Below are 22144 nucleotides of genomic sequence, written 5' to 3'. Positions count from 1 at the left end.
TTAATAACGGAAATGCGCGAAGGCCTTATTCGCGTCAGCCATACGGTGCATTTCTTCTTTACGGCGCACGCTGGCACCGGTGTTGTTGAATGCATCGATCAGTTCATTTCCTAAACGCTCTTGCATGGTCTTTTCTCCGCGTGTGCGAGCAAAGCCTACGATCCAGCGCAGGGCGAGCGTCTGACGACGATCCGGGCGAACTTCCATCGGCACCTGGTAAGTGGCACCGCCGATACGGCGCGCTTTAACTTCCAATACCGGCATGACGTTCGCGAGCGCCTTGCGATAAATCTCGAGAGCTTCCTGGCCAATCTTCTTCTCAGCAAACTCGAAGGCTCCGTATACGATTCGCTGAGCAAGTCCTTTTTTGCCGTCCAACATAACCGCATTAATGAGCTTCGATACGGCTACATCGTTAAATTTGGGATCCGGCATAATCTCCCTTTTTGGAATATGTCCTTTTCTTGACACTTCTCTTCCCTCCTTGTTCATCCATTCAGATGATGGTACTCAACCGTCCGCTGACGGCTGCCGTGCACAAGAAAACCAGAAGGTTCGCGTATGCACATATTAGTCTCGTGTTTACTTGCTGGATTTCTTAGCGCCGTATTTCGAACGAGCTTGCTTACGGCCTTCAACGCCGGACGCATCCAAAGCGCCGCGGATGATGTGATAACGCACACCAGGCAAGTCTTTAACACGACCCCCGCGGATCAGCACTACGCTGTGCTCCTGCAGGTTATGACCGATACCGGGAATGTAAGAAAGGACTTCATAGCCGTTGGTTAAACGTACACGTGCCACTTTACGAAGTGCCGAGTTCGGCTTCTTCGGGGTGACCGTACGCACCGACGTGCAAACGCCGCGCTTCTGCGGAGATTCCGCAACCGTCTGGCGGTTCTTCAACGTATTGAAGTTAAAACCGAGCGCAGGTGTATTGGTCTTCTTTCGTTCCGAAAAACGTCCCTTTCGGATCAATTGATTAATTGTCGGCATACCGTTCCTCCTTCTTTTTGTATTTTCCTTACGGAATGTGGGCTATTTGGCGGAATTATTGCCTTCTATCTACACATCTTTTCGTAACACGGCTTTTCGTAGCACAGCTTTTCGCCGCGCAGCATCGTGTCGTGCACGCTTCTGTGCGTACTTCGGTTCGCACTTCGCGCTGTCGCTTCCGATTTGAAGGCAAAATTCGGAAAATAACCTTAAACAGTATAACAGCCGTGGGAAACCCCGTCAAGATGCGCTTTCATCCCCTTCTGCATGCCACCGGCAATGCGCCCCGACACCCTTCCTTGCGCCGCCGGCAATGACACCCCGGCACCCCTTCCTTGCGCCGCTGGCAATGACACCCCGGCACCCCTTCCTTGCGCCGCTGGCTTCTCCTCGGCGAAATAATCGCGAAAGACGAACTTCCGGTTCGTCGAAGATGCGGCGCGCGGAAGGGTGTCGGGGTGCTTGGGTATGCGACAGGCGGGAAAACTGTCGGGGTACTTGGGGTGCGGCAGGCGGGGAAGACTGTCAGGGTGTTTGGGGTGCGACAGGCGGGGAGTGCCAAGGCATAATAGGGAAAGCGAGCGAAGTGTGATGCGGTGAGTGAGGCGGCCGTGACGCAAACGGGCGAAGTGAGTCGCAGTGCGCCAGTCCGGCACAGGAAGTCGGTGGTGCGCCGCTTGGAAATGCTGTTGGCGGCGTCGTTACAGATGGAGCGCCGCTGGAAATGCTGCTGGCGGCGCGGTTACAGATGGAGCGCCGCTGGAAATGCTGCTGGCGGCGCAGTTACAGGAGGAGCGCCGCTGGAAATGCCGTTAGCGGCGCGGTTACAGGAGGAGCGCCGCTGGAAATGCTGTTGGCGGCGTCGTTATAGATGGAGCGCCACTGGAAATGCTATTGGCGGCGCGGTTTTCAAAATCGCCGGCCGCTGGCCGGCTCCTTATGGACATCCGCGGGCAGATTACGGCTACTTTCCGCAGTTTTGCGTTTTACCGCCGTAAATATTCCGCCCACTTTACGGCGGCTTTTCCCATTTTTGCGTTTTACCGCCGTAATTCTGCCACCCACTTTACGGCGGCTTTTCGCACTTTCCTCTTTTGCCGCCGTAATTATTTAGCCCGCTTTACGGCGGCTTTTCGCACTTTTGCATTTTACCGCCGTAAATATCCCGCCCACTTTACGGCGGCTTTTCGCAGTTTTGCGTTTTACCGCCGTAATTCCGCCTCCCACTTTACGGCGGCTTTCCGCACTTTTGCGTTTTGCCGCCGTAATTATTCTGCCCACTTTACGGTGGCTTTCTGCACTTTTGCGTTTTGCCGCCGTAATTCCGCCTCCCACTTTACGGCGGCTTTTCGCATTTTCTTCTTTTGCCGCCGTAATTCCACCGCCCACTTTACGGTGGCTTTTCGCGCTTTGCACTGTCCCCCAAATGGTAGAGTGTATATTCTGCTGAAAACGTAAAAACCACCCTACAACCTCTCTTGCGTCGATAGGAAGAATCCCTTGCTTCGCATCCGCGTAGTGCCATTGCGGCACGGAACACACAGGAGTATGATAAAAACAGTTCAGCAAGTTGGTGATGTGCTTCCACAGACTATTCTCCAAGGAGACACGCACATGGGCTATCGCATCGACAACGATGGGATTTTTGTGGTTCATTCTTATTATGAATCAGGAGGAAATGACGATGAAAACAACACGCAACAACATTCTGTATTATGCATCCACTGCTCTTATCATTGAAACGGCTATCTCACTGGGTTTTGTCCTCTTGGTCTCCCTCTTCGGCGGCATTCTGGCTTCTTGGATTAACCGCGGAAACGATGTAAGCGGCTACTTTTTAGGAGTATTGGGATTTTCTATATTTTTTCTCGCCCTGCTGGCGATTGTGCTCAGTCTTGCCTATTTCTACGCAGGATTCGCCGGACGAAAAAATGCGGACAATCCGCAAGCGGGCAATCGGTTGTTTATTTTCAGCATCATCATGCTCGTCTTGTCCGCCATTTCCATTCTGCATAAATTCACCTTTTTATCCCTGATTCATTTGGTCATCGTCGCCCTATATGCGGTCGGCGCATATGAATTAAAAACCGGCAAGATGGTGTTGTCACAATACTTCGGACAAGCTCAGAAGGTTGATATGAATAAGAATGATATGGATAAGGTTGATATGGATCAGGTTGTTATGGTCAAAGATGATGTGGACAACGATGATATGGATAAGGTTGATATGGATAAGGTTGAAGTGGACAAGGTTGATATGGATGAAGAGCAGTAACGTCCCAAAGCCATTGTCACGCCATGTAGTGCACAACCAAAAATGGATTGTCTCCAGCCATGAAGACAATCCATTTTTTATTTGCCATTCTATCCACAAGGAAAAGACGTCAGCAACCGTCCGGTCCGCAAATCCCTTGGGATGAACCTCTTCTTCCCGATCCGCCTGTACACGGGAAGCATCCGTTCTTTTAATTCAATATAGGCAACTCTTCTTCCCGATCTGCCTGTACACGGGACGCATCCAGCCCGTTGACATCAAAAAGAATCGTCCCGTCGGAAAAAAAGGAAGCACGGAATGCCGATCTTCCCCTCCTCTTTTTACTTGCTGTTTAAGATGATTTATTTGTCCTGACTGCTGCCATCCTGTTGTGACGAAACCTCTTTTGCACGTACACTCTCTTCAACGAAGCGATTCTCATTTGTCGAATTCAAAAGACTTACCATATACGAGTATGCATCTGGTATCGCTTTGTCTTCTGTCGGAAGAAAATCAAAGGTTAAATCAAATTCATATAATTCAGACATTGGAAAGTCTTTATGTGGATTGACAAAAGTCATCTCAAATGGCTTGCCTAATGCCAAATCCAACTTAAAATCCTCATTCTTCGTGGTCAAAGGATATGCCTGATCCTTATCACGTTTTTTGATTTGTGCACTGACCTTCGTCGCATAGATGTTGTTGATCTTGCCATCGGCCATTAACTTCTTCATGTCGGAAAAAGCGTGTATCTCCAGCTTTGCTACCAAAATATTATTTTTTTGCTATAGCGTACTTCAAGCAAATCTACGCCTTCTAAGACCTTGCGCACCGGTAAAGTCGTTTTTTCACCATCTAATTTTTCTTCGGATGTCGATTTCTCGACAATTTTAGATTCCTCCACGCTTTCGGGCTGGTTCTCCGTCACGTTCGGCGATACCCGTCCTCTAAAGTAATAGCCAGCAATAAAGGCACATGCGACAAAGAGAATGCCAATCAAGAGAATATAGCGTTTGGTCTTGCTCATAACCTCCTCCTTCTTACTAATGCCATTCTACATATTAACCAGTTGTAAATCGAGCATACACGCTACGACATGTTCTGTGGCTATCACTTTCAACGTTCACTATTGAGCCATTCGTTGAGTGGTACCTATAATGTAATGAAAAGGACATCTTTTATTTACTTTTTAACACTATTTTCACTCTATGTCAATCGTTTTCCCCCCCCACCTATAAAATCTATCTTGATAACTGCTATAATCAACATTTCCGATGATATCATACGAAAAGGAATCGTTTCTTTACAAGCCCTCAAATCCTAAAATACCAGGTGTTTCGCTGATTCTGACTTTATTTCGCCCGAACTTTGATCTCGATTCACAGAAAAAAAGAGGAGACGTTGTCGTCTCCCCTTTTCCTTTATTTTTCCACGCTTTCCATAAGAACGCTGTTGATTCTCTTATTCCGTTACCGTGTCGGCATCGGTTTCGACCGTTGAGCCAACAACGCCGCATCGTCTTCACGCGCGGCCGTTGCAACGGTTTCCGGCGCATCCGTGTCCTCAACTTCTACCGTATTCTCGTCTTCCTCGTCCATCGCAACATCTTCCGCATTATGTGGTGCGCGTTTTTCGGCTTTCATGCCTTCAATGCGCTCCAAATCGTCCTTCATGCCGTCATAAGTGATGCCGCTCTGGCGATAAGACTTCATGCCCGTACCGGCCGGAATGAGCTGGCCGATGATGATGTTCTCTTTCAGGCCGCGAAGATCGTCCACCTTGCCCTTGATGGAAGCATCGGTGAGAACACGCGTAGTTTCCTGGAAGGAAGCGGCGCTTAAGAAGGATTCTGAAGCAATGGATGCCTTTGTGATACCCAAGATTACATACTCGAAGGATGCCGGCTCTTTGCCTTCCGCTTCCAGTTGTTCGTTTTCAAGAGCTACCAGACGATGGTTCACCATCTGTCCGGGCAAGAAGCTCGAGTCGCCGGACTCGGTGATACGCACGCGTTGCAGCATCTGCTTGATGATAATCTCAATATGACGGTCATCAATATCGACACCTTGGATACGGTAAACCTTCTGGACTTCACGCGTAATATAGTCTTGTACAGCTTTCACGCCCAAGACATCCAAAATATCATGCGGATTCAGAGAACCTTCCGTCAAGCGATCGCCCTTAGCGATGACATCGCCATCATGCACAGCAATGGTCGTTCCGAAGGGAATCGCGTAAGTTTCTTGATGCCCGTCGTCTGAGGTAACCACCACATCCTGGCGTTTCTTATTATCCTGGATGGACACGGTACCGCCGTTCTTGGTGATCGTGGCAAGTCCCTTCGGCTTACGTGCTTCGAACAACTCCTCCACACGCGGAAGACCTTGGGTAATTCCGGTACCGGCAATACCGCCGGAGTGAAAGGTACGCATGGTCAGCTGTGTACCCGGTTCACCGATGGACTGTGCCGCAATAATACCGACGGCTTCGCCGATATCCACGCCCTTACCGGTAGCCAGGTTGCGTCCGTAGCACTTGGCGCAAACGCCGTGCACCGAATTGCACTCCAATACCGAGCGTACCTTGACCTCTTTAATTTCGGCCGCCATGATGGCCTCGGCCATTTTTTCCGTAATAATTTCGTTGCGACGTGCCAACAGTTCTCCCGTGGACGGATGCAACACATCCTCAAAGCTGGTACGGCCAATAATACGATCCTTTAAGGATTCGATCATCTCGTTTCCTTCGCGAATATCGGAAACGGTAATATAGCGATCCGTACCGCAATCGTCTTCGGTCACGATAACGTCTTGCGACACATCAACCAAACGACGCGTCAGATAACCCGAGTCCGCCGTACGAAGCGCCGTATCGGAAAGGCCCTTTCGAGAACCATGCGTTGAAATAAAGAACTCTTGCACGGACAAACCTTCACGGAAGTTGGCGCGAACCGGAATCTCGATGGTCTTACCGGTTGCCGTCTGCATCAAACCGCGCATACCGGCCAACTGACGAATCTGTTTCATGGAACCGCGGGCACCGGAGTTCGCCATGATGGCGATGGAGTTTGTCGGATCCAGATGTTTCACGATCGCCTGCTCCACATCATCGGTAGCCTTCGTCCATGTGTCAATCACGAAGTCATAACGCTCGTTCTCGGAAATTAAACCGCGACGCGCCATACGCTCATAGCCTTCAACGTCCTTGACCGCCTGTGTCAGAATATCTGCCTTCTCATCCGGAATATGGACATCGTTCATGGAAACCGTCAGGGCGCCAATCGTGGAGTAATAGTAACCGGTCGACTTAATGTAGTCCAGCAAGCGTGACGTACGAATGTTACCATGCACACGATAGCAGCGATCCAGAATGTCGGTGAGTTTCTTTTTGTCCACCAGCATATCCACTTCCAAGCCATATGGATCTTTCTGGCGATCCACATAACCCAAATCCTGCGGAATCCCTTCATTGAAAATGAAACGGCCTACCGTAGAAATGACCAGTTTCCCGTGATCCTCTGCATTGAGGTGGCGACGAATGGCCACCAGTGAATGCAACGTCACGAAGTGATTGGCTAAGGCTTTGCGCATCTCATCCAGATCCTGGAAATAGGCCTCTGGTTTTTCACTCTTCGGCTCTGTGGTCAGATAGTAGGAACCGAGCACCATATCCTGCGTCGGGGTCGTAATGGGTTTGCCATCCTTCGGCGCCAGAATATTATTCGTGGACAGCATCAGCAGACGCGCTTCCGTCTGGGCTTCCGAAGACAGCGGCACGTGAATGGCCATCTGGTCACCGTCGAAGTCGGCGTTGTAAGCAGTACATGCCAGCGGATGCAACTTAATGGCCTTGCCTTCCACCAATACCGGTTCAAAGGCCTGAATACCCAGGCGATGCAAAGTCGGGGCGCGGTTTAAGAGCACCGGATGATCTTTAATGACTTTCTCCAGCGGTCCCCAGACGTTTTCGTCTTTACGCTCCACCATCTTCTTCGCATTCTTAATATTGTGTGCCAACTCCTGCGCAACCAATTCGCGCATGACAAAGGGTTTGAAAAGCTCCAGTGCCATATCTTTTGGCACGCCGCATTGATAGAACTTCAGATTCGGGCCGACGACGATAACGGAACGACCGGAATAGTCAACGCGTTTGCCCAAAAGGTTCTGGCGGAAACGGCCGGATTTGCCCTTCAACAGATCGGACAAGCTCTTCAACGGGCGATTGGATGCGCCGGTCACCGCTTTGCCGCGACGGCCGTTATCAATGAGTGCATCCACAGCTTCCTGCAGCATACGCTTCTCGTTACGCACGATAATGCTAGGCGCACCGATGTCTAGGAGTCGTTTCAAACGATTGTTGCGGTTGATTACGCGGCGATACAGGTCATTCAAATCAGAAGTGGCAAAGCGGCCGCCTTCCAGCTGTACCATCGGACGCAGATCCGGCGGCATCACCGGCAATACGGTTAAGCACATCCACTCCGGCTTGTTGCCGGAACGCAGGAAAGCTTCGACTACTTCCAAGCGACGCAAGGAACGTACGCGCTTCTGTCCCGTTGCTTCTTCAAGCTCCTTGGTCAGCATGCGCTGTTCCTGTTCCAGATCCACTTCGCGCAGCAACTGCTGAATGGCTTCTGCGCCCATTTTAGCCACAAAGCCATCGCCATATTTCTCGTAATACTTGTTGTATTCTTCTTCACTGAGAAGTTGTTTCTTGTAAAGATCCCCTTCGGCCTCGCCCGGATCCAACACCACGAAATTGGCAAAATACAACACCAATTCGAGTGCTTTCGGGCTCATGTCCAAGAGCAGACCCATGCGAGAAGGGATGCCCTTGAAATACCAGATATGGGAGACCGGGGTGGCCAGTTCAATATGGCCCATGCGTTCACGACGTACCTTGGATTTGGTTACCTCGACGCCGCACTTCTCGCAGATTACGCCCTTAAAGCGAATCCGCTTATACTTTCCGCAGTTGCACTCCCAGTCTTTGGTCGGTCCGAAAATCTTTTCGCAGAACAGACCGTCTTTCTCCGGCTTCAGCGTACGATAGTTGATCGTCTCCGGTTTTTTAACTTCGCCGTGCGACCAAGAACGGATTTTTTCAGGGGAGGCAATCTGAATCTTAATGGCATCAAATGCATTGGTTTGTTTCATCCTGATCTCCTATCCTATTCATCCTCTTCATCCGCATCATGGATGGAGAACCCGAGTGCATTGAAATCCGCTTCATCGTCCTCGACATCATCCTCGTCCAGCTCGTACTCATCGCTGACTTCCGTGGCTTCGTCGTCCGCATCATCGGCACGATGCAAGAAGGAATGCGGGGTTTCCTCGCTCTGTCGCTCATCCAAATCTTCTATTTGTGAGAAACGGGTCACATCATTTAAGTCATTGACCAGTTCCACTTCTTCATCGTTTTCATCCAGCAAATTGATATCCAAGGCCAGAGACTGCAATTCCTTAATCAATACCTTGAAGCTTTCCGGAATGCCGGGGGTCGGAATGTTCTCGCCCTTGACGATGGCTTCGTAGGTGCGTACACGTCCCGTGACGTCATCGGACTTCACCGTCAGCATTTCCTGCAGAGTGTGCGAAGCACCATAAGCTTCCAACGCCCAAACTTCCATCTCACCGAAACGCTGACCGCCGAACTGCGCTTTACCGCCAAGCGGCTGTTGCGTAACCAGAGAGTACGGACCGGTGGAACGTGCGTGGATCTTTTCCTCGACCATGTGGTGCAATTTTAGGATGTACATGTAGCCCACCGTAACACGATTGTTAAAGGGCTCGCCCGTACGACCGTCGCGCAGCTGAATCTTGCCGTTGATGGGATAGCCCGCTTTCGTCAGAGCTTCCTCGATATCTTTGTCGGAGGCACCGTCGAAAACCGGTGTGGCTACCTTCCAGCCAAGTTTCTTAGCGGCCAGACCCAAGTGCACTTCCAACACCTGTCCCAAGTTCATACGAGACGGAATGCCCAACGGATTCAAGCAGATCTGAATCGGTGTGCCGTCCGGCAGGAACGGCATATCCTCGACCGGCAAAATACGCGAAACAACACCCTTGTTACCGTGGCGACCGCACATCTTATCGCCGACCATGATCTTGCGCTTTGTCGCGATATAAACGCGAACCACTTCGTTAAGGCCCGGTGCCAGGTCGTCGCCATTGGCACGCGAATATTTCTTTACGTCTACGACGATACCGCTCTCACCATGCGGCACTTTCAAGGAAGCATCGCGCACTTCTCTGGCCTTTTCACCAAAGATGGCACGCAGCAGGCGCTCTTCCGGAGAAAGCTCCGTCTCCCCCTTCGGCGTCACCTTACCAACGAGAATATCGCCGGCAACCACCTCAGCGCCCACACGAATAATGCCGTCTTCATCCAAGTTACGGCGCATGTCTTCGCCGATGTTCGGAATATCACGGGTAATATCTTCCGGTCCGAGCTTGGTTTCACGCGCTTCACAGCTGTGTTCTTCAATATGGACCGATGTCAGCGTATCATTGATCACGAGCTCTTCATTGATGAGCATCGCGTCTTCGTAGTTATAACCTTCCCAGGTCATGAAGGCGATCAGGATGTTTTTGCCCAAGGCAATTTCGCCTTCTTCCGTCGACGGGCCGTCAGCGATGATTTCGCCTTTCTCGACGCGGTCGCCTTCATCCACAATTGGACGCTGGTTGAAGCAGGTCCCCTGGTTGGCGCGACGGAACTTAAAGACTTTATAGCTCTTTTCCTGTCCGCTCTCATCCTCACGAACCACAATGTGATCCGAATCCACCTTCGTCACAATGCCGGATGCCTTTGCGGTAATTACTACGCCGGAGTCCAATGCCGCCTTATGTTCAATACCGGTACCGATCATCGGTGCTTCGGTTTTGATCAAAGGCACTGCCTGACGCTGCATGTTCGTTCCCATCAAAGCACGGGTAGCATCGTCGTTTTCGAGGAACGGAATCATTGCAGCACCAACGGAAACAATCTGCTGCGGCGAAACGTCCATGAAGTCCACGATTTCACGCGGGAAAATATCGTTGACAGCATTGATACCACGGCCGGAAACACGAGCATTCACAAAATAGCCGTTCTCATCAATCGGTTCGTTGGCCTGTGCTTTAATGTAATGGTCTTCCTGATCGGCCGTCAGATAGACAATCTCCTCGGTCACATGGCCTGTGCCCTTCTCCACACGGCGATACGGCGTTTCGATGAAGCCATATTCATTGATACGTCCATACGTCGTTAAAGAAGTAATCAAACCGATATTCGGACCTTCAGGCGTCTCGATCGGACAGATACGGCCATAGTGCGAATCATGCACGTCGCGGACTTCCGCGCCCGCACGGTCACGAGAAAGGCCGCCCGGTCCCAACGCCGACAGACGACGTTTATGGGTCAATTCGGACATCGGGTTGGTCTGGTCCATGAATTGGGACAGCTGCGAAGAGCCGAAGAACTCTTTAATTGCTGCCGTGACCGGACGCACATTGAGCAAGCTCTGCGGAGTGGCCAAATCCGGATCACCGGTGGTCATACGCTCTTTCACCACGCGCTCCATACGAGACAATCCGATACGGAACTGGTTCTGCAACAACTCGCCCACGCAGCGCACGCGACGATTGCCCAGATGGTCAATATCATCCACGTCCCCGATACCACGATAGAGATTCAACTGATAGCTAAAGGTTGCCAGAATATCGGCTGTCGTAATGTGACGCGGGCTGATGTCCTGACGATGTTTTTTAAGGTAAGCCGCTTTTTTCTCTGCATTCGGATATTCATCCGGATGGTCTTCAAATTCCCCCAGAATATCCTGCATTGCCGGCCAGTAGAGTTTTTCCGTAAAGCCCAAGGCCGGGAAATCAATGTCCGGCAGTTGTTCTTCAAAAGCGTGATAGGTCACAAAATGGTTGCCTACGACACGGGTGACTTCTGTCAGTTCCGCATTGGAGTAAACGTCCACAATGTTGATACCGGCGTCCTCGATAGCTTCAGCAAGCTTTTCGTCCATGGTGCTTCCGGCGGAAGCAATGATTTCTCCATCTTCGCTCACGGCATCCGCTGCCAGTACGTGGCCGATAATACGGTTCTTGACCGTCAGTTTTTTATTAAAGGTATAGCGTCCCACTTTTGCCAGGTCATAGCGGCGCGGATCGAAGAACAGATTGTGAATCAACGGTTCTGCCGATTCGACCGAAGCCAGATCACCCGGCTTTAACTTGCGGTAAATTTCAATCAAGGCATCCTCGCGTGTACGAGAAACTTCCTTTTCTAAGGTCAAACGCAGGGCTTCACTGTCCCCCAGCACTTCAATCATTTCCTCGTCCGTCTCAAACAGAAGCGCACGAATCAGGGTAGTGGCAGGCAATTTTCGAGTGCGGTCAATACGAATGTTGACCACGCCATGCGCGTCATTATCATATTCCAACCATGCACCTCGGTTCGGAATGACCGTAGAAGAAATCATGGTGTTACCGGACTTATCAAAATCACGAGCATAATACACACCGGGCGAACGAATGAGCTGCGAAACAATAACACGTTCCGCACCATTAATAATGAAAGTACCGGAATCGGTCATCATCGGAATATCGCCCAAGAACACTTCCTGTTCCTTGACATCCATGATCTCGCCTTCATCAATCTTAATAAGGCGTACTTTGACTTTCAGTTTGCGCGCATAGTTCACGTCGCGCTCTTTCGATTCTTCCACCGAATATTCCGGCTCATCTTCGAAATAATAGTCGACAAAATCCAATACAAGATTTCCGGAATAGTCGCGGATAGGCGAAACGTCCTCCAAGACTTCACGCAAACCATCGTTCATAAACCATTCGAAACTGTTTTTCTGAATCGCTAAAAGATTCGGAAAGTCCAGAACCTGCGGAATGCGCGAAAAGCTCTGACGCACCGTGCGACCATACAATTGAGTATGATTATGCATAAACACCCCTTCCAGTACCGCAAAATGACAAAAATTGGGAACGAATTATTACACTATGAGACAGCTTCACATCTTAGCACACAAAAAGATCCCCTGTCAAGGCACGCCAGGGGTAAAAACTCGAAAAATCGAGCAAAAATAAAATTCATGAGTATGATACAAGATTTTCTTTGTCTTGTCAATAGGAAACGCCCGGATGCGTGGTGCTGCAAATCCGGGCGTTTTGTGCTATTCCATAAAAATTCTTTTTTTGCCGTTGGCGTTATCTGCAGAAGGCTCGTGCTCCTTAGCGACTTTGTTTCTCCAATTGCATAGAAACGTCATGGCCATTCAGATCCACCGCTTCCTCATTCAGCGCATCGACGCGAGTAATGGAGACAGCGAGTGTTTCCTTTTGAATCTGTTCTTCTCCCTCTTCAAGCGCTGCCGCTACAGTATCGTCCGCACAGTAGGTGATCGTGATGCGGTCGGACACTTCGTAGCCGTTTTTCTTTCGCGTCTGCTGTACTTTGGAGATGAACTCACGAACATAGCCTTCGCGGATCAATTCGTCGGTCAACTGCGTTTCCAAAACAACGAATACTCCATGATCTGACGTCACATCAAAGCCTTCCTGCGCATCGAAATGGGCCGATACAAACTCCTCCGCAATTTCCACATCATGCCCGTTAAGCGAAACCGTAACCGATCCCTCCTGTATCTCAGCCAAAAAGGCGGAAGGATCCACCGTATTGAGATAGGCGGCAAAGGCCTTCATATCGCCCCCCAATACCTTACCGGCAACCTTAAAGTTCGGCTTCAAAGAAACTTTCATGAACTTTGACAGTTCATCCGAATAGATGACTTCTTTGATATTCAGCTCTTCCGCAATGAGATCGTCCAAATCGTCCACGATGGGCGCCAGGGTCTTATCCACCAGGATCGCTTGCAGAGGCTGACGCACTTTAATGCCGGCATCCTCACGAGCGGCACGACCGAGGTTCACCAGACGGCGTACAAGATCCATCTTCTTCTCAAGCTCCGCATCAATAACAGACTCGTCTGCCTGTATCTGATATTCCAGGTGTACGGAATCCATTTCTTCTCCCTGCGTCAGGGCTTGGTACAGATCATCTGCCAGGAACGGGGTAATCGGTGCAATCAGTTTGGATAAACCGTAGAGCACCTCCCAAGTGGTGCGGAACACTGCCTTATTCTGCGGTGTTTCTTCCGATGACCAGAAACGCGAACGGTTACGACGAATGTACCAGTTGGAAAGATCCTCCACCACGAAATCCGACAAAGCATGCACAACGCGGTTGTATTCAAATTGATCCATATCCGTATGATAGCGACGCACCAACGAATGGAAGCGCGACAGCAACCAACGGTCAATTTCCGGGCGTTCCGCCACGGGCAGATCAAATTTTCTGGGATCCCACTCATTGGTGTTGGCGTAGAGCGCAAACATCGCGTAGACGTTCTTAATGGTACGGAAGAACTTGGATTGCACTTCCTTTAATCCGGCAATGTCAAAGCGCGTCGGCAGCCACGGCGGCGATACATACAACGAGTAGAAGCGCACCGCATCGGCACCGTACTCATCAAAGAGCGCAAAGGGATCCAAGGTATTGCCCTTGGACTTGGACATTTTCTGCCCGTTTTTATCCAAAATCAGGTCGTTGACCAGTACGTTACGATAGGGCGTTTGACCGGTGTACAGCACGGAAATGGCCATGAGGGAGTAGAACCAGCCGCGCGTCTGGTCAATGCCTTCGCAGATGAAATCCGCCGGGAAATAAAGTTTCTCAAAGTCATCCTTATGCTCAAAGGGATAGTGGCGCTGTGCAAAGGGCATGGCGCCGGAGTCAAACCAGACATCGATAACATCCGGCTCGCGACGCATGATGCCACCGCACTCCGGACAGGTCAGCGTAACATTGTCCACATACGGGCGATGCAATTCAATCGATGCATCAATATCCTCTCTGGCTTCCTCGGCCAATTGTACACGGGAACCGATGGAATGCTGATGACCGCAATCTTCGCACACCCAAATGTTCAGCGGCGTGCCCCAATAACGGCTGCGAGAGAGCGCCCAATCGTTCAAATTTTCAAGCCAATTGCCGAAGCGCTTTTCCCCAACGTAATCCGGATACCAATGCACCTTCTTATTCTCTGTCACCATCTGATCGCGGAACTTCGTCACATTGATGTACCAAGACGGCTTCGAATAATAGATCAGCGGGGTGCCGCAACGCCAGCAATGCGGATAATTATGTTTAATTTTTTGTTTCGCATAGAGTTTGCCGTTTTCGCGCAGATACTGGAGTACCTCCGGATCGGCATCCATCACGAAAGTGCCTTCATACGGGCCTTCTGCAAATTTGCCTTGTTCATTGACCGGATTCACATAGGCTAGGTCATAGCGCACGCCTGTTTTATTATCGTCTTCACCAAAGGCCGGTGCGGTATGCACGATGCCGGTACCGTCCGTAGTCGTGACATAGTCCGCCAAGGTGACAAAGAAGGCCTTGCCTTGTACCTTAATAAAGGGCAGAAGCTGTTCGTATTCAAGATATTCCAGGTCGCGTCCTTTCATCGTCTCAAGGACTTCCACCGGACCATAGTCTTTTTTCAGAACAGCGTCCATCAAATCCTTCGCCAAGTAGTAAATTTCATCGCCTTGGCGCACTTTCACATAGTCGACATCCGGATGCACCGTCAAGGCAACGTTGGAAGGCAAGGTCCACGGTGTCGTCGTCCAAGCAAGAAAATACTCATTGCTCGTGCCTTTCACCGGGAATTTCACATACGCTGTTGTCACTTCATCTTCACGATAGCCCTGTGCCACCTCATGGGAGGCTAGTCCCGTGCCGCAGCGCGGGCAGTAGGGTAAAATTTTTGCGCCCTTGTAGACGAGGCCGCGCTCATGGAAATTATGCAACAGATGCCACACCGTTTCGATGTAATCATTGTCCAGCGTAATATAGGGATCTTCCATATCCGCTAAAAACGCCATGCGATCCGACATGTCCATCCAAAGATTGCGATAACGGAACACCGATTCACGGCATTTTTTATTAAAAGCTTCCACGCCGTAGGCTTCAATTTCACTCTTCTGATGAAAACCGAGCTCTTTTTCCACCTCAATTTCAACAGGCAAACCATGGGTATCCCAGCCAGCTTTGCGGCGAACCTGATAGCCTTCCATGGTTTTATAACGATTGGTCATATCTTTTAAAGTACGCGAAATGACGTGATGAATGCCCGGGCGACCGTTGGCCGTCGGCGGTCCATCAAAAAACACGAATTTTTCATGATTAGCGCGTTCGTCTACGGAGCGCTTCAGCAAGTCCATGTCTTTCCATACCTTGCTGCGTGCTAATTCTCCTTCTCGCACATTTTCCGGTAAGCTTTTAAATGCCATGCTTTCTCCTATCTTGCTTCGCACTGTCTGCCAGGAGGCAGGGGTTTGCTGTTTTCTCTCCATTATACACAACGTGGCAAAAAACGGGGCTTTTTCCTGTGACACGATGCCTTTTCTAAAGCCTGATCGTGCGCTTGCGCCTATTCTGCGAGCAATGCACCGGCCGCCGCATAGGCACTGGCCCATGCCCAGTGCAGATTATACCCGCCGCATTCGCCGACGATATCGATGACTTCACCGATAAGATACAGCCCCGGACACGTTAGAGATTGAAGACTTCTCATATCGATTTCGTCCGTGCTAACGCCGCCGCAAGTCACGTGTCCGTGGTCTTTCTTATGCACACCACGCACGATAAAGTGCCAGGCGCAGGCCCGTGTAAGAATACGCTCCAAGTTCTCTTTATCGGGTGCTTCGTTAGCATCAACCTCACATTCTTTGGCTAATTGTCGCACCACAGCTTCCGGCAGCATGCCGGAAAGCACATCCGCTACGCGCCAAGAAGGAAAGCGAGCGTGCAATTGCCATGCATTCGAAATCCACTCCTTCACCGAGTGCTGTGACAACAAATTGACGCATACTGTTGGCGGCTGCTCGGAGGACGTGTTTAAGACGGCTGTGGCTACGGCATCCAATATACGATTGGAAAGGCGTAAAATGCCAATGCCGGAAAGGCCGTATTCCGTAAAAAGCAAATCATCGGTGACCTGCTGCCCTTGCGCAGATAAGGCCGCTGTCATTTTAATGCCGGCTAACGCACTCGTTCGAGCTTTTTCCTCCACTTCCAAGGGCACCATGCCTGCATGCAGCGATGTCAAGTGGTGTCCCAGTGCCTTAGCCAGCGAATAGCCGTTGGACCATTCTTTTTTACCGATACCGTAACTGCCGCCCGTGGCAATGACCACGCGGTCAAAGGATTGTTCCTTTCCGTTTTCAAAGCGCAATACGAAGCGATCGCCCTCTTTATGTATCGCCTGCACACCGCAGGAACAGACGGTGTGCACACCGGCATCCGTAAGCCAGGCACTCAGGCGATTCACCACGGTTTCCGCCCGCAACGTTGCCGGATAAGTCATGCCGCTTTCAAACGTCACCGCAGGCATTCCCAATAAGGCGAAGAGGCGCAGCGCTGCGGCAAAGGGAAAAATTTCAAGCACATGTGCGCTTTGTCTGCCCGACTGGCCCGTATAATGTGCCGGGGAAACGTGAGAATTCGTAAAGTTGCAGCGCCCGTTACCGGTAGCACGCACCTTGCGCAACAAGCTTTCTCCCTTTTCAAACAAGAATACTTCGGGCACTGACGATTCCACGATGTCGGATACTTGCGCTTTGTCCGATTGTAGTGCTTGCCAAAGATCCGGACGGCGTAAAAAACCCGCACAGGTGACGCCGGCAGCGCCTCCGCCAATTATTGCGATTCGCATGTCGTACCTCCATAAAAACGGCAATGATCACGTACATTGCAATTCTCACATTCCGGGCGGCGCGCTTTACATACATAGCGCCCCTGAAAAATCAATAAATGATGTGCTTGTGACCAGTCGGAACGATCCAAAATCTGCTGCAGATCTTTTTCGCACTGCGCCACATCGCTCGAATGCGACAAGCCAATGCGATTGGAAACACGAAACACATGGGTGTCCACGGCAATCGCCGGTATGCCGAACGCATTAGAAGCCACAACATTGGCCGTCTTTCGTCCCACACCGGGTAATGTCATGAGCGTTTTTATGTCTTTTGGCACGCAGCCATCGTATTGCTCCGCTAAAATGCCCGCGGTGCGGATGACATTACGTGCTTTCGTATGAAAAAATCCAATCGAACGAATGTACGTCTCCACGGTCTCCAATGGCGCCTTAGCTAACGCGGCCGCCGTCGGATAGGCGGCAAATAACGCGGGCGTAACACGATTGACCTGCTTATCGGTCGTCTGCGCCGACAGCATCGTGGCTATGAGCAATTCAAAGGGATTCGCCGCCACCAGCTCGCCCTTAGCATTCGGATGTGCCTCCCGCAACTTATCCAGAATCACTCGAGCTTCTTTTTTGGTCATCTTTTTCAAGGCGGACTCCTCTCCAGTCGGCATTCTATGCCGTCAATTATGACAAATGCTATGAAGTCTATTATAATAAAAGTCATTCCGAAACGAAACCGTCGCCCGATCGGCTTGCCGCTTACGACAGCTGCGCCAGCAGGGCCGTTCTCCTTATAGAAAGGATGTTCATGTTTAATCGTAGTAAAAAGGACATGTCACATTTTGATTGGATTCTATTCCTCGTGACGCTGATCCTTTGTGTATTCGGCTTCATCGTCGTCTTTTCCGCCACCGTATCACGCGGCGGACAATGGCATGCGTTAAAATCGCAATTTGCCGCCACAGCGCTCGGTGTAGCCCTGATTGTATTGTTGCAATACATTGATGTGGATTACATGAAAAAGCTGGCGATGCCCATCTACGGCATTGCCGTTTTGCTTTTGATCGCCACGATGCTTTTCGGTGTGGGTGAAGATGCCTGGGGTGCACGCTCCTGGCTCAAACTCGGCCCCGTCACCTTCCAGCCGGCGGAATTTACAAAGATTGCTGTGATGATTGCCTTTGCCATGCTCTTGGAGCGCTATCAGTATCGGCTCAATAAAATAACGACCTTGTTGATTTTAGCCGTTGCCATGGGGATTCCCGTGGTGCTCATTTTACGGCAGCCGGACTTCGGCACGGCGGCGGTGTTTATCTTCTTCCTTGCCCTGATGATTTTCTATGCCGGCCTGCATTGGGGCTACATCGTTGCTGCTTTGGTCTTAGTAGCGGTGGCTACACCGATCGTGTATCAGCATCTGTCACCGATGCAACAAGATCGCATTCTGAACTTTCTTAACCCGATGCGTGACGTAATGAAGAGCGGCTATCAAACCTATCAAGGGCTAATTGCGATCGGTTCCGGCAAGCTCTTCGGTAAGGGCTTTTTGCATGGAACACAAACGCAATACGGCTTTATTCCGGAACGCGACACGGACTATATTTTTGCCGTGTTGGCGGAGGAGTTTGGGCTTGTCGGTGCAGGGGTGCTCATTCTGCTATACGCGGTCATGCTGCTACGCATCTTGCTCATTGCGAAAAGAGCAAAGGATATGTTCTCGCGCACCCTCTGCGTGGGCGTCGCTGCGATGCAATTCATTCATATCTTTGAAAATATCGGCATGACTATCGGCGTCATGCCGTTAACCGGCATCCCACTGCCCTTCCTTTCCAACGGCGGTACCTTCCAGCTGATCAATCTATTGAGTATCGGCATGATTCTCTGCATATCCACGCAGCGCAAGCCACTGGATTTTAATGCGCCGGAGCCTTCTTTTTCCCGATAGAATGTTGGCTTTTCATGCTATTGCTTTTGACCGCTTTCCATGCCAAAAAGAGCGGCATACACCATACACACTCAAAGAGACACGTCATAAGGCGTGCCTCTTTTTGATTCCAGACCAACAGGCGAGGACCCACAGGCAATGGATTTTCGGCATAAAAAATATGACCTTCGACATCGGTGCGATGCCAAGGCACGCCGAATTTTCGTAGACGCGCCAAGGTTTCCGGCGTCGGATGTCCGTAGCGATTGTCTGCGCCACAGCTGATCAATGCTTGCGCGGGGCGTAATCGGCCAAGCAATGTCGCACTGCTGCCTTTTCGTGAACCGTGATGCGCTACTTTTAACAGGGACAGCGGAGCCGGCATGGTATCGTAAGGAAGGGCGTGGTCCTCTTCCTGATCGCCCATCAGCAATATGCCGCCGCCAAAGTCCAAATACATGACCAGACAGTGATTGTTCTTATCCTCCGCATCCCATTGCCCCGGTGTCACGACAGAAACGGTGATAGGACGGCCGCTCGTACCAGGTTGCGTAAAGAGTGTTCGACGCTCTCCTGCCATAGCAATCTGATGGCGTGCCCCGAGATCCGGCGGCAGCTTTTGGAATGAACCATTTAACGATGGCGCCGTAATGACCCGTTTCACGGTCATTGCTTTTAAGAGCCCCTGCAGATTTCCCATATGATCGTAATCGGCATGGGAGAGAAAGATTCCTTCAATTTCCGTAATGCCCTGCAGCTTCAAATAGGCTGCCAGGGCCGCTGCTTGCGTATTTTCTCCTGTTTGATGATTCATTTTGCCTCCGGTATCCCATAAAAACGCGTGTTGCCCCTGTCTTAACATAAGACAATCGCCCTGGCCGATATCCACCGCCTGAAAGATCGGTGGCAGCAGCGGTTCGAGAAAAAACGGCCGCAGTATTGTAAGGAGGGCCCATATAAAAAAGATTAAACTTTGATGAAGCACTTCGCGATGCAACAGCAGATTCGGCAAGCGATGCTGTTGCAGCCGTGCGCAAAATTTTTGTATCGTACCGAGGCGCCATAAGAGTATCCCCGCCAATAGCAACGCATAGAGCGCCAACGTTCCCGACGAAAAGGTAAAATGAACCCCGGGAACAGCCAATGCGGAGAGGCCTTTAAGTAGCGCACGAAAAACTGCATAGGTCAAGCGATAGAGACCGCTCAAAAAAACATGTATGTATCCTAATCCCGGTATAGCGCCGAAAAGAAAGGTCAGCACGCCAAGAGCAAAGAGCGGCGTAAAAGCGGGAATGGCAAAGAGATTAGCCAATAAGGTGGAGGGCGTCTGCGGGATGCCCATATTGACTAAAACGGGCATGGTAAAGGCACTGATCCAAAAAGATTGGCGCAACGATTGTTGAAACATACCACCCTTACCGTGAACGCGTTCCAATTGTTGCACCGCACGCAACGCTGCAGCACAAAGAAAGCTTAATAAGAGTCCCGCATCAAAAAGGCGCGACGGACGCCATGCCAGCACCAAGCACAGTGCCAACAGGAATCGCTTCATGGGCTCCTCTTTACGCTTCGAGGCAATGGCCATTTCATGAAACGCCAAAAAGAGCCAGGCGCGCAGGATGGATGCCGGAAAATCCAGAAGCGCCGCGTAAAAGAGCAGGAGTGCGAGTAATCCCCCGGCTATCGTGCGGCGTGAAAATGGCAAAAAGGCGGCTATAAAAAGCCCCCATTCAAAAAGCAGGTGCACGTGCAATCCGCTGGCTGCCAGCAGATGGGCCACGCCCAAGTCTTTCATATCTTCTTGGATCGAAAATCCACCACCGGCCTGTGCTCCCAACAAGACGCGTTTTAGAAATTGAAAACTTTCCCCCTCCTGCCGATCGCATTGCGCCGCCAAATTTTGTCGCAGTCGCACTAAAAAAGCACTCGGGCACCATGTGTGTCGTAAAAAGTGTGCCTGTCGTATCCGAAAACGCGCCGACATTCCCCGGCTGCCATAGTAGTCTGCCGCATCAAAGCTTCCCGGCAGCGATGCCTTGGCAAACGCCTTTCCCTCACCGGAAACGGCATAAACCCTACCGAGAAAGGCAAGCGGCGACGATAAGCCCCTTTGTTTTGTGGATTGATGTTCCAATATGGCTATATCTTTTTCCACCGGCTGATCCGAGAGTACCCGCAGTGCAAAAAGAGAATTCTTGGGCGTAATGCTGAATACGAAGCGCGCCTTTTCCCCTGCTCCTTCCAGCCCCGTCACTTGGATTTCGCTCTGTTTTGTTGAGGAAAATAAAGCAGACGTCGCCATGGCATCACGGAGCGGATTGCATAGTGAAAACAACACCATTCCGCTCATCAGCGCTAATCCCGTTTTTCGATAACGTCGAAACAAAAGCGGCATCAAAAGAATTGCAACGACGGACAATTCCTGTGCAGAAAGCCACAACCCTGCCAGAAATGCAGCCATCCATACAGACTCCACTTTCCCTCCTCTCTTCTGTGCTAAAATAGGCGCAAAGGAGCGCACTATGGAAACCGTTTTAAGAAACCCCTATCAGATTGAACTGGACACTATCATCACCACACAAAATCCGGACGGCGCCAATGTTCTCGTACGCTTGGCGGATACCATCTTGCCGGATTATCACGCCCTGAAACTGTTTCCCGAAATGGTCTATTGTAACGATGTTCTTCTGCCGACGGAAGCGGTGCGCGATGGAAAAACATTGCTTCTGCCTGATACACCAGAGCAAAAGGTTTTACGACTGCGCGTTTCCTATGCGATGCGTAAACATCTGTTGCAACAAGTGACGACGCGTCTCATCCTGACTGTTCTCTGTCAAAACTACTTTGCCTGTAAACCGATTTTCTTCGCGCATCCGACTTCCGATCGCATTGTTCGTCTGACACTGCCCGCCATGATTGATGACGAGGCTGCATCGGAAACCGCTCGTTTCCTCGCGCATCGCGTCAATGCCTGGAAGGACGCGGGGCTTAATCTGCACACGCGTGCTGAGCGCATGGAGACGACATTCTACGGCATGGCAACACTTCCTTGGATGGGACCGCATCTGTTTCATACCGCAGAGCTTGATGCCATAACGCCGCACCGCAGCCTCTGCACCTCCGTCGGATTACAATTGGAATTCCTTATGGGCTGTGACCGGCCCGTATTCTAAGTGGATCGTAACAGGAGCGAAAC

General features: G+C 50.8%; 14 protein-coding genes. 3 read left to right on the top strand and 11 right to left on the bottom strand.

Annotation, left to right across the window (positions count from 1 at the left end):
- The 3 genes from rpsG to BN98_RS08285 form a co-directional block, all read right to left on the bottom strand.
- Positions 1–471, bottom strand: a complete 471-nt coding sequence (rpsG, locus tag BN98_RS01020) for a 30S ribosomal protein S7 (protein WP_084765209.1) — start codon at positions 469–471, stop codon at positions 1–3.
- Positions 472–582: 111 nt separating this feature from the next.
- Positions 583–996 (bottom strand): 30S ribosomal protein S12, encoded by a 414-nt coding sequence (gene rpsL / locus BN98_RS01015; protein WP_019190184.1) that lies wholly within the window; start codon positions 994–996, stop codon positions 583–585.
- Positions 997–2106: 1110 nt separating this feature from the next.
- Positions 2107–2652, bottom strand: a complete 546-nt coding sequence (locus BN98_RS08285) for a hypothetical protein (RefSeq protein WP_154654936.1) — start codon at positions 2650–2652, stop codon at positions 2107–2109.
- Positions 2653–2680: 28 nt separating this feature from the next.
- On the opposite strand from BN98_RS08285, the gene BN98_RS01000 reads away from it, so the two are divergent.
- Complete coding sequence (locus BN98_RS01000; RefSeq protein WP_154654935.1) at positions 2681–3271, top strand: hypothetical protein; 591 nt, start codon at positions 2681–2683, stop codon at positions 3269–3271.
- Positions 3272–3612: 341 nt separating this feature from the next.
- Here the strand turns inward: BN98_RS01000 and BN98_RS00995 are convergent, their stop codons facing one another.
- The 7 genes from BN98_RS00995 to nth all read right to left on the bottom strand — a co-directional run bounded on the left by BN98_RS00995 (position 3613) and on the right by nth (position 17662).
- On the bottom strand, positions 3613–3984 hold the full coding sequence (locus tag BN98_RS00995) for a hypothetical protein (RefSeq protein WP_154654934.1): 372 nt from the start codon (positions 3982–3984) through the stop codon (positions 3613–3615).
- Positions 3985–4013: 29 nt separating this feature from the next.
- The gene (locus tag BN98_RS00990; protein ID WP_019190189.1) at positions 4014–4277 is read right to left on the bottom strand and encodes a hypothetical protein; all 264 of its coding nucleotides are present in this window, start codon (positions 4275–4277) and stop codon (positions 4014–4016) included.
- A 442-nt stretch (positions 4278–4719) separates the two neighbouring features.
- Entirely contained in the window at positions 4720–8406 is a 3687-nt protein-coding gene (gene rpoC / locus BN98_RS00985; RefSeq protein ID WP_019190190.1) for a DNA-directed RNA polymerase subunit beta', read from the bottom strand.
- 14 nt (positions 8407–8420) lie between these two features.
- Positions 8421–12200, bottom strand: a complete 3780-nt coding sequence (rpoB, locus tag BN98_RS00980) for a DNA-directed RNA polymerase subunit beta (RefSeq protein WP_019190191.1) — start codon at positions 12198–12200, stop codon at positions 8421–8423.
- Positions 12201–12486: 286 nt separating this feature from the next.
- Positions 12487–15609 (bottom strand): isoleucine--tRNA ligase, encoded by a 3123-nt coding sequence (ileS, locus tag BN98_RS00975; RefSeq protein ID WP_019190192.1) that lies wholly within the window; start codon positions 15607–15609, stop codon positions 12487–12489.
- Positions 15610–15749: 140 nt separating this feature from the next.
- Positions 15750–17033, bottom strand: a complete 1284-nt coding sequence (locus tag BN98_RS00970) for an aminoacetone oxidase family FAD-binding enzyme (protein WP_019190193.1) — start codon at positions 17031–17033, stop codon at positions 15750–15752.
- Positions 17018–17662 (bottom strand): endonuclease III, encoded by a 645-nt coding sequence (nth, locus tag BN98_RS08280; RefSeq protein ID WP_207636719.1) that lies wholly within the window; start codon positions 17660–17662, stop codon positions 17018–17020. The genes BN98_RS00970 and nth overlap by 16 nt, the downstream gene beginning before the upstream one ends.
- Positions 17663–17832: 170 nt before the next feature.
- Here nth and rodA point away from each other — a divergent pair, with 170 nt between their 5' ends.
- On the top strand, positions 17833–18969 hold the full coding sequence (gene rodA / locus BN98_RS00960; protein ID WP_019190195.1) for a rod shape-determining protein RodA: 1137 nt from the start codon (positions 17833–17835) through the stop codon (positions 18967–18969).
- On the opposite strand, the gene BN98_RS00955 is transcribed toward rodA, so the two are convergent.
- Positions 18938–21424, bottom strand: a complete 2487-nt coding sequence (locus BN98_RS00955; RefSeq protein WP_019190196.1) for a DNA internalization-related competence protein ComEC/Rec2 — start codon at positions 21422–21424, stop codon at positions 18938–18940. The two genes, rodA and BN98_RS00955, sit on opposite strands and share 32 nt — an antisense overlap.
- Positions 21425–21470: 46 nt before the next feature.
- Here BN98_RS00955 and BN98_RS00950 point away from each other — a divergent pair, with 46 nt between their 5' ends.
- A complete protein-coding gene (locus BN98_RS00950) occupies positions 21471–22121 on the top strand; it encodes a hypothetical protein (protein ID WP_019190197.1) in 651 nt (216 codons plus the stop codon).
- The last annotated feature ends 23 nt before the right edge of the window (positions 22122–22144 follow it).

Source organism: Levyella massiliensis, assembly GCF_000308275.2.
In the GTDB taxonomy this organism is placed as follows: domain Bacteria; phylum Bacillota; class Clostridia; order Tissierellales; family Peptoniphilaceae; genus Murdochiella; species Murdochiella massiliensis_A.
Note: the sequence above shows the minus strand (reverse complement) of the source record. Positions and strands in the feature narration are given on the sequence as shown.